Source organism: Spectribacter hydrogenoxidans (assembly GCF_031846275.1).
In the GTDB taxonomy this organism is placed as follows: domain Bacteria; phylum Pseudomonadota; class Gammaproteobacteria; order Nevskiales; family Salinisphaeraceae; genus Spectribacter; species Spectribacter hydrogenoxidans.
Genome location: NZ_JAVRIB010000002.1, coordinates 173,867 through 187,650 on the forward strand (window position 1 = coordinate 173,867; position 13,784 = coordinate 187,650).

Here is a 13,784-nt window from a genome sequence, read left to right on the forward strand (position 1 = left end):
ACGCAGGCCGCGGGGAATGGGTCAGAGAGTCCCTTGGCGGGCGTGATAAACTCCGCGGCCCGCAAACGTCGACGGTACAGCCCCGGAATCAGGCCTTTCGCGCATGGTGACACCCGAGCAAATCAAGTCGCTGATCGAAGCCGGTCTACCCGACGCTACGGTGGAGGTGGTCGGCGACGACGGCACCCACTTCGCTGCCCGGGTGGTATCCCCGAGCTTTGCCGGTCAGGGCAAGCTGGCGCAGCACCGGATGGTCTATGCCACCCTCGGCGAGCGCATGGGCGACGAGATTCATGCCCTGTCGCTGCGTACGCTCACCCCGGACCAGGCCGGCGGCCAGTGACTGTCGTTCCGCGTGCCGCGGGGAATGAGTCAGAGGGCTTTTAGCTGATGGATCTGCTGCGCATAGCGGGCGGGCGGCCGCTCGAGGGCGAGGTTCGCGCCTCCGGGGCCAAGAACGCCACGCTGCCCATCATGTCGGCGGCACTGCTGATCGACGAGCCGCTGATCGTGGAAAACGTCCCGCATCTGGAGGATGTGACCACCACCAACATGCTGCTGGCGCAGATGGGCGTGAGCGTGACCATCGGCGATCACATGGTAGTGGAGGCCGATGCGTCCACCATTACTTCGAAGGTGGCGCCCTACGAACTGGTCAAGACCATGCGCGCCTCGATCCTGGTGCTCGGTCCGCTGCTGGCCCGCCACGGCGAAGCGGAAGTGTCCCTGCCGGGTGGCTGCGCAATTGGCGCACGACCCGTGGACATCCACCTGCGCGGGCTTACCGCGATGGGGGCGGAAATCACCGTGGAAGCTGGGTATATCCGCGCCCGGGCCGGCCGGCTCAGGGGTGCCCGCATCGCCATGGACACGGTGACCGTGACCGGCACCGAGAATCTGATGATGGCGGCCACGCTCGCCGAGGGCACCACCGTGCTGGAAAACGCTGCCCGCGAGCCGGAGGTGGTGGATCTGGCCGACTGCCTCAACGCCATGGGCGCGCGCGTGTCCGGGGCCGGCTCGTCGGTGATCACCATCGAGGGGGTGCGCGCGCTGCACGGCGCCCGCTACCGGGTACTGCCGGACCGCATCGAGACCGGCACCTTCCTGGTGGCCGGCGCTGCCACCCGCGGCCGGGTGCGGGTCAACAACACCGATCCGGCCCTGGTCGAGGCAGTCACCCTCAAACTGGAAGAGGCCGGCGGCCGTATTACTACGGGGCCTGACTGGGTGGCGGTGGACATGGAAGGCCGGCGCCCCCGGTCGGTGAACCTGCGGACATCGCCGTATCCGGGCTTCCCGACCGATATGCAGGCCCAGTTCTGCACCCTCAATGCGGTGGCCGAGGGCGTGGGCACGATTACCGAAACCGTGTTCGAGAACCGTTTCATGCACGTGTCGGAACTCCAGCGCATGGGCGCGGACATCCGCCAGGAAGGCAACACCGTGATCGTGCGCGGCCAGGCGGAGCTGACCGGCGCCCCGGTGATGGCCACCGACCTGCGGGCTTCGGCCTCGCTGGTGCTGGCCGGACTGGTGGCGGATGGGGCCACCGAGGTCCGGCGCATCTACCACATCGACCGCGGTTACGAATGCATCGAGGAGAAGCTGGCCCAGCTGGGCGCTCGCATTCAGCGGCTGCCGGACCGTGCGCCGATGGAGGCGGTCTCGTGAGTGGCCTGACCCTGGCGCTGTCCAAGGGGCGCATTCTCGAGGACACGCTGCCGATGCTTTCGGCTGCCGGCTTGACGCCCGAAGAGGATCCGCTGTCCAGCCGCAAGCTGGTGTTTGCCACCAACGATCCCGGGCTGCGGCTGCTGGTGATCCGGGCCTCGGACGTGCCCACCTTCGTCGCCTACGGCGCCGCGGACGTGGGCGTGGCCGGCAAGGATGTGCTGGTGGAGCACGGCGGCCGTGACCTCTACGAGCCTCTTGATCTGGGCATCGCCCGCTGCCGGATGATGGTGGCCGGTCTGCCCGGGGCGCTGGACGGGCCGGCCTCGCGCCCGCTACGGGTGGCGACCAAGTACGTGGAGACCGCCCGGGCGCACTTCGCGCGGGTGGGGCGACAGGTGGAGATCATCAAGCTTTACGGCTCGATGGAGTTGGCGCCGATCGTGGGCCTGGCCGATGTCATCGTGGACCTGGTCGATACCGGCAATACCCTGCGCGCCAACGGGCTCGAGGCCTTCACCGAGATCGACACCATCAGTTCCCGGCTGGTAGTGAACAAGGCATCCATGAAGATGAAGCATGCGGCGATCCGGCGCCTTCTGGACACGTTCGCGACAGCCACCGGAGGTGGTCATGCGGCGACTGGCTAGTTCGCAGCCCGGTTTTGACGCCGACTTCGCCGCGTTCATCCGGCGCGAGGACGAACGCGAGACCAAGGTCGCCGAGCGGGTGAGCGAGATCATCCAGGCGGTGCGCACCCGGGGCGATGCCGCGCTGCTGGCCTACAGCCGCGAGCTCGATGGCGTGCAGGCCGAGTCGGTGGCGGGGCTGGAAATCGGCCGCGAGCAACTGGCGCAGGCCCTACTGGACATCCCCGGGCGGGAGCGCGACGCCCTGCGCCACGCCGCCGATCGCCTGCGCGACTACGCCGAGTGCCAGCGCATTGATGCCTGGCAGTTCGAGGACGACGACGGCAATACCCTGGGCCAGCTGGTGCGGCCGCTGGAACGGGTGGGCGTCTACGCCCCCGGCGGCAAGGCGGCCTATCCCTCGACCGTACTGATGAACGCGATTCCGGCCCAGGTGGCGGGGGTGGACGAGATCATTCTGGTGTCGCCCCAGCGGGCGGGTGAGACTAATCCGCTGGTGCTGGCCGCGGCGGCGCTGGCCGGGGTGGATCGCATGTTCACCATCGGTGGTGCCCAGGCGGTGGCGGCGCTGGCCTACGGTACCGAGACGGTGCCGGCGGTGGACAAGATAGTCGGCCCCGGCAATGCCTATGTGGCCGCAGCCAAGCGGGAAGTGTTCGGGCAGGTGGGCATCGACATGATTGCCGGCCCCTCGGAGGTGCTGATTCTCGCCGATGGCAGCGGCAATCCCGAATGGGCGGCGCTGGATCTATTCGCCCAGGCCGAGCATGACGAGGAGGCCCGGGCGATCGTGATCAGCCCGGATGCCGATTACCTGGATGCGGTGGCCGCCGCGGTGGGGCGGCGGCTGGACGACCAGCCGCGGGCGGCGATCATCCGCGCGGCGCTGGCGGCGCATGGCGCGCTGATCCACACCCGCAACCTCGACGAGGCCGTCGACCTGAGCAATCGCATCGCGCCCGAGCATCTGGAACTGGCGCTGGATCGTCCGGACGTGATCATCGACGATATCCGCCATGCTGGTGCGGTGTTCATGGGTCACCACTCGCCGGAAGCATTCGGCGACTACTGCGCTGGGCCCAACCATGTGCTGCCCACGGGTCGTACGGCCCGATTCTCCTCGCCACTGGGGGTTTACGACTTCCAGAAGCGGCTGTCCGTGATCCAGGCTTCGCCGGCCGGCGCGGCACGGCTGGCCCCGGTGGCTGCTATCCTGGCGCGCGGCGAGGGGCTGGAGGCCCACGCCCAGTCGGCCGAGGCGCGAGGCAGAACCGGTGATGCCTGAGGCCCGCGTACTCAACGCCGGCTGCCTGCCGGTCGCGCGTTACCGATCACCCGTTAGCGACTCGCAATGAGCCGCCCCGAGGACTGGTTGCGCCCGGAGCTGCACGGGCTGCAGGCCTATCAGATTGCCGAGGCGGACGGGCTGATCAAGCTCGACGCCATGGAGAACCCCTTCGGCCTGCCGGCCGAGCTGACGGACCGTTGGGGCGAGACGCTCGGCGGCCTGCCGGTCAACCGCTATCCGGATGCCTCGGCGCGCGAGGTCAAGCAGGCGCTGCGGCGGGCCATGGGTATTCCGGCTTCGGCGTCGCTGATGCTGGGCAACGGCTCGGACGAAATCCTGCAGATACTGATGCTGGCGGTGGCGTCGCCCGGGGCCTGTCTGGTAACGCCGGCGCCCGGTTTCGCGATGTTCGGTCTGATCGCTCGCACCGTGGGGCTGCGCTGCGTGCCGGTGCCGCTGACGGATGGTTTCGAGCTCGATGCCGATGCCATGGTCGCGGCGATCGAGCGGGAGCAGCCGGCACTGGTGATCGTGGCCCAGCCCAACAACCCCACCGGCAACGCCTTCGATGCCGTGGCCCTGCGGCGGGTGGTGGCGGCCGCGCCCGGCGCGATGGTGATCGACGAGGCCTATTTCCCGTTCGCCGACGACCATTGTCTGGACTGGCTGGACGACTACCCGCAGCTGCTGATCATGCGCACGGTGTCCAAGCTCGGGCTGGCCGGGCTGCGGCTGGGGCTGCTGGCCGGTGCCCCGGCCTGGGTCGAGGCGCTGGAACCCCTGCGTCTGCCCTACAACGTGAACACCCTGAGCCAGGCCGCCGCCGCCCTGGCGCTGGCGCACTATCCCGCTTTCCAGGCGCAGGCCGAGGCAATCCGCTCGGAGCGGCCGCGTCTGGCGTCGGCGCTGGCGGTGGTGCCGGGCGTCGAGGTATTTCCCAGTCAGGCCAACTTTCTGCTGATGCGGGTGCCGCCGGGGCGGGCGCCGGCCTGGCACGCGGCGCTGCGCGAGCAGGGCGTGCTGATCAAGAATCTTCACGGCAGCCATCCGCAGGTGGCCGATTGTCTGCGGGCAACGGTGGGGAAGCCGGCCGAAAACGACGCCCTGATCCGGGCGCTGGAAGTGGTCGCTGCCACCGATCGCGGCTGACCGCTGTGCTATACTGAGCCACCGCAGCAGTGGGCGATCCCGACCGTTTCGTGCCGTCATCGGCGCGCGGTATTCCGCCTAGCAGCCGCATCCCTTGAGCGTATCGTCAGAGGACAGGTCTCATGAGTAACGAGGGGGTCGATGTCGGCAAGCGCCGATTCTTGACCACTGCCACCTCGGCCGTTGGTGGTGTGGGCGCGGCATTCGTGGCCGTTCCGTTTATCAGTTCCTGGCAGCCCAGTGCGAGAGCACGGGCGGCGGGAGCGCCGGTGGAAGTCAACGTCGGCGAGCTCGAACCGGGTGCGCGGCTGACCGTGGTGTGGCGCGGCAAGCCGGTCTGGATCGTCAGGCGCACCGACGAGATGCTGGCATCGCTGGAGCCGGTGTCGGGCGAACTGCGCGACCCCGACAGCGAAAAGCCCCAGCAGCCTTCCTATTGCCAGAACGCCGAGCGCTCGATTAAGCCGGAGTATCTGGTGATGGTCGGGCTTTGCACGCATCTGGGCTGTCTGCCGGACTACCGGCCGGATAACGCCCAGGGTCAGCTCGACTATCCGGGTTTCTTTTGCGCTTGCCACGGCTCGGCCTACGACATCGCCGGGCGCGTGTATAAAGGCGTGCCGGCACCGCTGAACATGACGGTGCCGCCGCATCGCTACGCCGACGACAACGTCATCGTGGTTGGTGAAGACCCGGAAAGCGACACGGAGGCGGCCTGATGAGTCTGATGACCTGGATTGACGAGCGCTTCCCGGCGTCGCAGCTCTGGCGCGAACACATCTCCGAGTACTACGCGCCCAAGAACTTCAACTTCTGGTACTACTTCGGCTCGCTGGCGATGCTGGTACTGGTCAATCAGTTGCTCACCGGCATCTGGCTGACGATGTTCTATACCCCGTCGGCGGCGGAAGCCTTCGCGTCGGTGGAGTACATCATGCGCGACGTCGAGTGGGGCTGGCTGATCCGCTACATGCACTCCACCGGCGCCTCGTTCTTCTTCATCGTGGTGTACCTGCACATGATGCGGGCGCTGCTGTACGGGTCTTACCAGAAGCCGCGCGAACTGATCTGGATCTTCGGCTGCCTGATCTTCCTGGTGCTGATGGCCGAAGCCTTCATGGGCTACGTGCTGCCCTGGGGCAACATGTCCTACTGGGGCGCGCAGGTGATCATCTCCCTGTTCGGGGCGATTCCGGTGATCGGCGATACGCTGGTTACCTGGGTCAAGGGCGACTTCGTGCTGGGGGATGCCACCCTCAACCGCTTCTTCGCCCTGCATGTGGTGGCGTTGCCGATCGTGCTGCTGGGCCTCGTCGTGGCGCACATCATGGCGCTGCACCACGTGGGTTCGAACAATCCCGATGGCGTGGATATCAAGAAGAACAAGGATGCCAACGGCATTCCGAAGGACGGCATCCCCTTCCATCCGTACTACACGGTCAAGGATCTGTTCGGGGTCGGGGTGTTCCTGATCCTGTTCGCGGGTGTGATTTTCTTTGTTCCCACGTTCGGCGGCCTGTTCCTTGAACCGCCCAACTTCACGCCAGCGGATCCGCTGGCCACGCCGGATCATATTGCCCCGGTGTGGTACTTCACGCCGTTCTACTCGATCCTGCGGGCGATCACCTTCGACATGCTCTGGGTGCCCGCCAAGCTGTGGGGCGTGATCCTGATGTTCGGCGCAGTGGGCATCCTGTTCTTCCTGCCCTGGCTGGATCGCAGCCCGGTGCGGTCGATTCGCTACAAGGGCTGGCTGTACAAGGCCATCCTCGCGGTGTTCGTGGCGTCGTTCCTGCTGCTCGGTTACTTGGGCACCCAGCCGCCGGGCGACTGGCGTGGGCCGGCGGCGCTGATCGGCACCATCATCTATTTCGCATTCTTCCTGCTGATGCCGATCTACAGCAGGTTCGACAAGACCAAGCCGGTTCCGGAAAGGGTGACCAAATGATGCGGCGGGCGGTACTCATATTGTCAGCAGCGCTGGTGGCGCCGGGCGTGTGGGCGGCCGGGGGCTATGCGGTTCCCTACGATTTCAGCCCGGATCTGGGCAACGAGGCCTCGCTGCAGCGTGGGGCCAGCCTGTTCATGAACTATTGTTCGGGCTGTCACTCGCTGCAGTACCTGCGCTATCAGCGGATGACCGATGACCTCGGAATCCCGGAGGAGATGGTGCAGGAAAACCTGATCTTTTCGAACGTGCCCAACCACGAACGCATTCATACGGGACTGCCCGACGAATCGTCCAAGTGGTTCGGCAAGGCCCCGCCGGATCTGACCCTGGTGGCACGGTCCCGTGGCGCGGACTGGTTGTACAGCTTCCTGCGCACTTACTACCTCGATGACAGCCGGCCGACCGGCGTCAACAACGTGGTGTTCTCCAACACGGCAATGCCGCACGTGCTGGCCCCCCTGCAGGGCTATCAGGCCGAGTCGGCACATGACGATGGGGACGGTGGTCACGGCGGCGCCCCGGAGTTCGAACTGGTTCAGGCTGGCAGCATGAGCGAGGACCAGTACGAGCAGGCGGTTGCCGACATCACCAATTTCCTGGTGTATGCCGGCGAGCCGGCCAAGATGGTGCGCTATGGCATGGGCGTGAAGGTCATCCTGTTTCTGGCGGTTTTTACGCTTCTGGCATGGTTGCTCAAGCGTGAATTCTGGCGTGACGTGCATTGATCCAGCGACGCCAGGCATGGTCAATGCAAATTGAGGCGGTCGCCTCATGGTGAGCGCGGCCAGCCGTCGATCGCTGATGACGCTGTTTGCGGGCACTGATTGTCCGCACAGTCATCGCATCCGCATGGTGATCGCGGAGAAGGGCATCGACAGTCTCGACACGGTCGAGATCCGGCCGGGCGAGACCAGCGAGGACCTGATCGATCTGAATCCCTACAACACCGTGCCCACCCTGGTGGACCGGGATCTGGTGATGTACGACCCGCGCATCATCATGGAATACCTCGACGAGCGCTTTCCCCATCCCCCGCTGATGCCGGTGGATCCGGTGATGCGTGCCCGCTATCGTCTGGCCATGTTTCGCATGGAGCAGGATATTTACGGCCTGATCGACGACCTGCATGGGACCCCGGCGCAGGTCCGCAAGGCCCGTACCCGACTGCGCGAGATTCTCACCACCCTGGCGGCCGATTTCTCAGCCCGTCCCTTCATGGGCGAGGAATTCTCGCTGGTGGACTGCACCTTCGCGCCGATTCTCTGGCGGCTGGACCATTACGGTGTGGAACTGCCGCCCAAGCAGGGCAAGCGGCTCGGCGACTACGCCCGCCGCCTGTTCGGACGGGCCGCCTTCCGGGCCAGCCTGACCGAGCAGGAAGCCGCCATGCGGTCGGGATGACGGCCGTCCGCCGACACGCGTTACGATGGCAGATGTGACCTCCCGCCGTCCGTATCTGATCCGGGCTATCTACGACTGGGTGCTGGACAACGGCCTGACCCCGCACCTGCTGGTGGCGGCCGACGCCCCGGGGGTCGAGGTGCCGGGCGAGTTCGTCACCGAGGACAGCCGGATCACCATCAATGTCAGCCCCACCGCGGTGCGTAACCTCGAGGTGGGCAACGACTGGATTCACTTTTCAGCCCGCTTTTCCGGCCGGCCATTCCAGGTGAATGTGCCGCCCGGGGCAGTACTCGCGCTCTATGCCCGCGAGAACGGGGAGGGCATGCTATTCGGCGAGGCTGAGGATCCGCCCGAACCGCCGCCACCCGAGAATGGCGGTGACGATGATGGTGACACTGGCGGGAAACCTCGCGGCAGTCATCTCAAGGTGGTCAAGTAGCCGCAGGGCTCAGGACGTTCCGAATAGCGCCTCGTCGATGGCGTCGCACAGGCAGTGGATGAACAGCAGGTGCACTTCCTGGATGCGGGCGGTTACGTCGGACACAGCGCGCAGTTCCATGTCCTGGTCCCCCAGGCGGGCCGCCATCGCGCCGCCGTCCCGTCCGGTCAGGGCGAGAACCCGCATCGACTGCGCATGGGCGCTGTCGATGGCGGCCACGACGTTGGGGGAATTGCCGCTGGTGCTGATGGCCAGCAGCACGTCTCCGGGCTGGCCCAGAGCCTCGACCTGCCGGGAGAATACCCGCTCGTAGCTGTAATCGTTGGCAATTGCGGTCAGCGTCGAGCTTTCCGTGGTCAGCGCCACCGCTGGCAGGGCCCGCCGTTCCCGCTCGAAGCGGTTGATCAGTTCGGAGGAGAAATGCTGGGCGTCGCCCGACGACCCGCCGTTACCGCATGACAGGATTTTGTGCCCGGCGGCCAGCTGATGAGCCAACATGGTGCCGGCGGCGCTGATCTGCGGCAGGGTCCGCGCCAGCGTATCGCGCTTGGCGGCGATGCTGTCCTCGAAGAATCGGGTGATCCGGTCGTTCGTGCTCATGATCGTCAATCCAGTTGCGCTCGTCAGTTCAGTTGAAAGGCGTCCTCGATCCACTCGAGGCTGCCGTCGGGGCCCACGCCCACCACGTCGAAGCGCAGCGGCCGATCCGCCAGCGCTGGGCGAGCCTGCAGCAGGCAGCGGGCCGCATGGACGATACGCTGCTGCTTGCGGGCGGTGACTGTTTCCACCGCCCGCCCGTAATCCGACCGGCTGCGCTGGCGTACTTCCACCACGATCACGGTTTCGCCGTCGTCCAGCACGAGGTCGAGTTCCCCACCGGGGCGACGGAAGTTGCGGGTCAGACAGCGCAAGCCCCGCCGCCGGGCGCGGTCCAGCACCGCCGACTCAGCGGCCGCGCCGCGGGCTTGCCGGGTGGTCGCCGGCATCGCCGGATCAGGTGCCGTTCTGCCCGGCGTTCACCGGGATGAAACCGTCGTTCGGCCGTGCGGGTTCGATCGGCTTGGGTTTGCCACGACTGAATTTGCCCCAGTCTAGGCGGCGGCGAATCTGCCCGTCGGGTTCCAGATACAGCTCGCCGGTTGCCCCCTCGAACAGATCGCCCGCGCGCATCTCGCCGGCCCGGATACGGGCCGCCAGGCGCCAGGCGTCCAGCCCCATGGCGAACAGCCGCGGATAGCGGTCGGCATCGTCCGGCCAGCGTTCGGCGATCTGCGCCAACCGAGGCACATCCCTGCGCGACAGCACCCAGGGCATGTCGGCGAACATCAGGCCGTTCAGATCGATGTCACGGTCTGGATCGACCTGACCGGTAAAGGCGTGCGACGTGGCCAGCACGGGTAGTCGCGAGGCGCGATAAAAGCGCAACTGGGTGCGGATCAGCCGGGCATGGCTGGGCTGGGCGGCCAGGAACACGAAGTCCACGTCCTGGCGCCGGCCCCGTTCAATCGGCTCACCGTCGGGGCCGGTGGCCACTTCACGGGCCTGGCCTTCGCGCACGCCGGTGTATTTGAGTACCCGTTTGATCGGCTCGGCGTGGTCGTTCTGCGAGGTGTCATAGGTGGCGTAATCGACCAGATTCCCGCCAGCGTAATAGAGTGCCTCCTCGAATGCGCCCAGCACCCGCTGGCCCCAGTCGCCGTCCGGCACCAGCGCGATGGCGCGGCGCCAACCCTCGGCCGCGGCGCGATCAGCGACTGCCCGGGCTTCATCCTCGGGCGCGAGGCCAAACTGATAGAAGCCGGGGAACTGATCGGCGCCATCCCGGTAATTCAGTGCCAGCACCGGCATGGGCAGGCGGGGCATCTCGGCCAGGTCGGTTACCTGTTCCTTGCCCAGTGGGCCGACCAGAATCCCCACGCCGTCCGAGCGGGCCTGATCGATCACCGCGGCCATGTCGCGCTGCCGGTTAGTGTCGTAGACACGTACGTCCGCCCGCGGGGTGGATTCCTCGTAGTAACCCGCGAGAAAGCCGTCCCGGACCGCGCCCGCAGCGCCCTCGAACTGGCCGGACAGCGGCAGTGCCAGGCCCACCACCCGTGCGCCGCGGCCGCCGTCGCCGGGCATGTCCGGCGACATCGGCTGGTAGCCCAGGCGCTCGGGCAGGATGTGGCGGGTGGCCGGATGCCCGGGATGACGCTGCTCCCAGGCCTGCAGGTCGCGGGTCAGGGCCTCCCGGTCGGGCGTGACCTGACCGGCGATGCCGGCTAGTTCCACCCAGCCGCGAGTGATGGCGTCGGCCCCGGCCAGGGCGGAACGATCCTGTTCCGGCGATTGCGCTGCCCGCAGTCGATCCCAGATGCGCTCGTCGTTGTTGCGAACGGCACGTGGTTCCAGCAGCCAGACGCTGCGCTGAACCAGGGCATGGACGCCGTCGACGATTCGTCCCGCTTCGAACAGCAGCTCGGCCCGCAGCGACCAGGTGCGCGCGGCCACCAGCGGCGACGCCCCGGCGGAGGGTGGGGTGATGTGTTCCAGCGCCTGTGCCGGGGGCAGACCGGCCACCTCGGCGCGCAGCTCTGCCGTTACCAGGCGGGCTTCGTCCTCCGCGCCGAGGCTGTTGGCGTCAACCTGATCCAGCAACTGCTGCGCCCGTTCGCCGTCACCTGCCGCCACGGCCGCTTCGGCCGCCCGCAGGTAAAGCGGGCTCCGCCGTGGCTCGCTAGATGCCTGTGCAGCCTGCTCGTAAAGCACCGAGGCCTGCGACGGCTCGCCCCGGGAAGCGGCTGCGGCGGCGCGATCCACCGGGCCGCCGCGATCACCACCAGTCGGCAGGGCGGCGCAGCCGGCCAGGATGAATGCAGCCGTTACCAGCGGCAGCCAGCGCGTGAGGGGAGTCGGGATTGCAATCATCTGGGGCCTGTTCCTGCGATGGCGGCGGGTCACATCGATGCCAGGGCAGCCCGCAATCGGGCAGTGGTCGATGCCGGGCGCTACCATAGTAGCGTTTTCCGCAAGAATCCATGCCACCGGCTGCCCGCCCCGTGACCCAGACCGCCTGTCTCTACATCGTCGCCACCCCCATCGGTAACCTCGGGGACCTGTCGACGCGGGCCGCCGACGTGCTGCGCACCGCGGACCTGGTGGCGGCGGAGGATACCCGTCACAGCCGCCGCCTGCTGGATTCGATCTCGGCCGACGTTCGCATGCTCTCCCTGCACGAGCACAACGAGTCACAACGGGTGGCGCAGATATTGGAGCGCCTGGATGCGGGAGCGCGTATCGCCCTGATCTGCGATGCGGGCACGCCGCTGATCAGCGATCCCGGCTTCGTGCTGGTGCGGGCGGTGCGCGATGCCGGCCACCGGGTGGAAACCCTGCCGGGGCCCTGCGCGGCCATCGCTGCGCTTTCGGTCAGTGGCCTGCCCACCGACCGCTTCGTGTTCGAGGGCTTTCTGCCGTCCCGGGCCACCGCCCGGCGCCGCCGGCTCCGAGAACTGGCTGGCGAGCCGCGCACGCTGGTCTGCTACGAATCCAGTCATCGGGTGGCCGCCACGGTGGCCGATATCGTCACCGAACTGGGTGCCGAGAGGCCGGTAACGCTCGCCCGGGAACTGACCAAGCTGCATGAGCAGACCGTGACCCTGCCGGCGGGTGAACTGGTGGACTGGCTGCAGGCAGACGATCAGCGCCGGCGCGGCGAGTTCGTGCTGGTGATCGGCGGGTCCGAGGCACCGCCGCCGAATGAGACCGCGGGGCTGACACCGGAACGCATCCTGCGCGAACTGCTGCGGTCGATGCCGGTGGCCCGGGCGGCCCGCAGCACGGCCCGTCTGACCGGGATGCCGCGCAATCAACTCTACGAACTCGCGCTGACGCTGCGTGATGCCACCGACTGACGGCAGGATCGGCTACCATAGTGGCGGAGTCGGCCGGACAGTCGCGGCCGCCAGCAATGGCGGCGGAGGAAAGTCCGGGCTCCGCAGGGCAGGGTGCCAGGTAACGCCTGGGGGGCGCGAGCCTACGGAAAGTGCCACAGAAAATACACCGCCGATGGCCCGCGCAAGCGGGATCAGGCAAGGGTGAAAAGGTGCGGTAAGAGCGCACCGCGCGGCCGGCAACGGTTCGTGGCAGGGTAAACCCCACCCGGAGCAAGACCGAATAGGGGAGCATCGTGCGGCCCGTACGGCTCCCGGGTAGGTCGCTAGAGGCGGATGGCGACATCCGTCCCAGACGAATGACTGTCCCAGACAGAACCCGGCTTACAGGCCGACTCCCATGACGAATCGCGGCGCCGCGCAAGCGGCGCCGCACCCCGTCCTTTCTCCCGCCCCGGGAGGAAGCCGAAGGAGGGTCGCCGGAAGTGACCGGTCCTTCCGACCCTGGAAATTATTCCGCGTCAAACCGCGTTCGTGCCTGCCGTGAGCGGATTGCGCCGCGGGTGCGCGAATCTGCCGCCCGGGTCTCCCGAAGAACCGCTGGCAAAAGCCTGTTGCCACCGGACCATGCCGGCACCTGCCATCGGTGGCGATTGATGTCGTCAGTCATTAATCGGCCTTAAGCGGCTGTCCATGTGACGGTTTTTCGCACCACATCACCCCGCTCCGAAGCTTGCTTGCTAAGCGCCTGTTTCATCGATGTTTTTACCCTGGGGCGAGTGTCACTTTTTCTTGACATGAGAATTCGGAGGTGCCTATAGTGGCGTTTAAGGGCAAAAAGTGGTTTGAAGTGGAACGCCGCTTCAGGGAGCCAGCACCGTGTTCAGGGGTTCCAGTCCAGTCACCGTCGACGCGAAGGGACGCTTCGCCATTCCATCGGCTTACCGTCAGCCGATTCGGGATGCTTGCGGTGGTCGGATTGTGGTTACCCAGCACTGGGACCGCTGTCTCCTGATCTATCCGCAGCCGCAGTTCCAAGCCTTCGAAAGCGAGCTGCTCAGCCGCGGTGGACTCAATCCCAAGGTGCGCGACATCCAGCGGTTCCTGCTGGGCAATGCGCGCGACCTGGAAATGGACAAGCAGGGACGACTGCTGCTGCCGAGCCCGCTGCGCGGGTTTGCCGGTATCGACTCCCGCGCCGTTCTGATGGGCGTGGGCAACCTTTTCGAACTCTGGGCAGAAGACGATTGGCAGGCGCGAAACGACGCCAGTTGCGACGAACTGGCCGCGCAGGCGGCGGCGGGCGCGCTGCCCGATGCGCTACAGGATCTACCGCTTTGACCGGGTACGGCCA

Annotated in this window: 15 protein-coding genes and 1 other RNA gene; 13 read left to right on the top strand and 3 right to left on the bottom strand. The window is 66.9% G+C overall.

From position 1 onward, the window contains the following. Positions 1 to 103: 103 nt before the first annotated feature. The 10 genes from RM532_RS02645 to RM532_RS02690 all read left to right on the top strand — a co-directional run bounded on the left by RM532_RS02645 (position 104) and on the right by RM532_RS02690 (position 8,555). Positions 104 to 343, top strand: coding sequence for a BolA family protein (locus tag RM532_RS02645; protein ID WP_311651579.1), 240 nt, complete (start codon positions 104 to 106; stop codon positions 341 to 343). A 47-nt stretch (positions 344 to 390) separates the two neighbouring features. Continuing rightward, positions 391 to 1,674, top strand: a complete 1,284-nt coding sequence (gene murA, locus RM532_RS02650) for a UDP-N-acetylglucosamine 1-carboxyvinyltransferase (RefSeq protein ID WP_311651580.1) — start codon at positions 391 to 393, stop codon at positions 1,672 to 1,674. Next, positions 1,671 to 2,324, top strand: a complete 654-nt coding sequence (hisG, locus tag RM532_RS02655) for an ATP phosphoribosyltransferase (protein ID WP_349255244.1) — start codon at positions 1,671 to 1,673, stop codon at positions 2,322 to 2,324. The genes murA and hisG overlap by 4 nt, the downstream gene beginning before the upstream one ends. Continuing rightward, entirely contained in the window at positions 2,308 to 3,609 is a 1,302-nt protein-coding gene (gene hisD, locus RM532_RS02660; protein WP_311651581.1) for a histidinol dehydrogenase, read from the top strand. Before hisG ends, hisD begins: the two co-directional genes overlap by 17 nt. Before the next feature lie 66 nt (positions 3,610 to 3,675). After that, positions 3,676 to 4,761 carry a histidinol-phosphate transaminase gene (gene hisC, locus RM532_RS02665; protein ID WP_311651582.1) on the top strand — a complete coding sequence of 362 codons (1,086 nt, stop codon included), beginning with the start codon at positions 3,676 to 3,678 and terminating at the stop codon, positions 4,759 to 4,761. A 122-nt stretch (positions 4,762 to 4,883) separates the two neighbouring features. Then, positions 4,884 to 5,480, top strand: coding sequence for a ubiquinol-cytochrome c reductase iron-sulfur subunit (gene petA / locus RM532_RS02670; RefSeq protein ID WP_311651583.1), 597 nt, complete (start codon positions 4,884 to 4,886; stop codon positions 5,478 to 5,480). Beyond that, complete coding sequence (locus RM532_RS02675) at positions 5,477 to 6,709, top strand: cytochrome b (protein ID WP_311651677.1); 1,233 nt, start codon at positions 5,477 to 5,479, stop codon at positions 6,707 to 6,709. The genes petA and RM532_RS02675 overlap by 4 nt, the downstream gene beginning before the upstream one ends. Then, the gene (locus tag RM532_RS02680) at positions 6,706 to 7,437 is read left to right on the top strand and encodes a cytochrome c1 (RefSeq protein ID WP_311651584.1); all 732 of its coding nucleotides are present in this window, start codon (positions 6,706 to 6,708) and stop codon (positions 7,435 to 7,437) included. The genes RM532_RS02675 and RM532_RS02680 overlap by 4 nt, the downstream gene beginning before the upstream one ends. 46 nt (positions 7,438 to 7,483) lie before the next feature. Further along, on the top strand, positions 7,484 to 8,113 hold the full coding sequence (locus RM532_RS02685; protein ID WP_311651585.1) for a glutathione S-transferase N-terminal domain-containing protein: 630 nt from the start codon (positions 7,484 to 7,486) through the stop codon (positions 8,111 to 8,113). 25 nt (positions 8,114 to 8,138) lie between these two features. Next, a complete protein-coding gene (locus RM532_RS02690) occupies positions 8,139 to 8,555 on the top strand; it encodes a ClpXP protease specificity-enhancing factor (RefSeq protein WP_311651586.1) in 417 nt (138 codons plus the stop codon). Positions 8,556 to 8,564: 9 nt separating this feature from the next. On the opposite strand, the gene RM532_RS02695 is transcribed toward RM532_RS02690, so the two are convergent. The 3 genes from RM532_RS02695 to RM532_RS02705 are packed head-to-tail and all read right to left on the bottom strand — an operon-like array spanning position 8,565 to position 11,465. Beyond that, the gene (locus RM532_RS02695) at positions 8,565 to 9,155 is read right to left on the bottom strand and encodes a phosphoheptose isomerase (RefSeq protein ID WP_311651587.1); all 591 of its coding nucleotides are present in this window, start codon (positions 9,153 to 9,155) and stop codon (positions 8,565 to 8,567) included. 23 nt (positions 9,156 to 9,178) lie between these two features. Next, positions 9,179 to 9,541 (bottom strand): YraN family protein, encoded by a 363-nt coding sequence (locus RM532_RS02700; RefSeq protein ID WP_311651588.1) that lies wholly within the window; start codon positions 9,539 to 9,541, stop codon positions 9,179 to 9,181. A 7-nt stretch (positions 9,542 to 9,548) separates the two neighbouring features. Then, positions 9,549 to 11,465: a penicillin-binding protein activator gene (locus tag RM532_RS02705; RefSeq protein ID WP_311651589.1), complete on the bottom strand. Its 1,917-nt coding sequence runs from the start codon at positions 11,463 to 11,465 to the stop codon at positions 9,549 to 9,551. A gap of 131 nt (positions 11,466 to 11,596) precedes the next feature. On the opposite strand from RM532_RS02705, the gene rsmI reads away from it, so the two are divergent. From rsmI to mraZ, 3 genes are all read left to right on the top strand, one after another. Continuing rightward, positions 11,597 to 12,451, top strand: coding sequence for a 16S rRNA (cytidine(1402)-2'-O)-methyltransferase (gene rsmI / locus RM532_RS02710; RefSeq protein WP_311651590.1), 855 nt, complete (start codon positions 11,597 to 11,599; stop codon positions 12,449 to 12,451). 25 nt (positions 12,452 to 12,476) lie between these two features. Then, positions 12,477 to 12,833: RNase P RNA component class A (gene rnpB / locus RM532_RS02715), an RNA gene on the top strand. A 476-nt stretch (positions 12,834 to 13,309) separates the two neighbouring features. Beyond that, complete coding sequence (mraZ, locus tag RM532_RS02720; protein WP_311651591.1) at positions 13,310 to 13,771, top strand: division/cell wall cluster transcriptional repressor MraZ; 462 nt, start codon at positions 13,310 to 13,312, stop codon at positions 13,769 to 13,771. Positions 13,772 to 13,784: the final 13 nt, after the last annotated feature.

Coding starts and splice junctions, on each gene's coding strand:
- petA (WP_311651583.1), top strand. CDS start 4,884: ATGAGTAACGAGGGGGTCGATGTCGGCAAGCGCCGATTCTTGACCACT.
- hisD (WP_311651581.1), top strand. CDS start 2,308: ATGCGGCGACTGGCTAGTTCGCAGCCCGGTTTTGACGCCGACTTCGCC.
- RM532_RS02705 (WP_311651589.1), bottom strand. CDS start 11,465: ATGATTGCAATCCCGACTCCCCTCACGCGCTGGCTGCCGCTGGTAACG.
- hisC (WP_311651582.1), top strand. CDS start 3,676: ATGAGCCGCCCCGAGGACTGGTTGCGCCCGGAGCTGCACGGGCTGCAG.
- RM532_RS02645 (WP_311651579.1), top strand. CDS start 104: ATGGTGACACCCGAGCAAATCAAGTCGCTGATCGAAGCCGGTCTACCC.
- RM532_RS02690 (WP_311651586.1), top strand. CDS start 8,139: ATGGCAGATGTGACCTCCCGCCGTCCGTATCTGATCCGGGCTATCTAC.
- RM532_RS02695 (WP_311651587.1), bottom strand. CDS start 9,155: ATGAGCACGAACGACCGGATCACCCGATTCTTCGAGGACAGCATCGCC.
- RM532_RS02700 (WP_311651588.1), bottom strand. CDS start 9,541: ATGCCGGCGACCACCCGGCAAGCCCGCGGCGCGGCCGCTGAGTCGGCG.
- RM532_RS02685 (WP_311651585.1), top strand. CDS start 7,484: ATGGTGAGCGCGGCCAGCCGTCGATCGCTGATGACGCTGTTTGCGGGC.
- murA (WP_311651580.1), top strand. CDS start 391: ATGGATCTGCTGCGCATAGCGGGCGGGCGGCCGCTCGAGGGCGAGGTT.
- RM532_RS02680 (WP_311651584.1), top strand. CDS start 6,706: ATGATGCGGCGGGCGGTACTCATATTGTCAGCAGCGCTGGTGGCGCCG.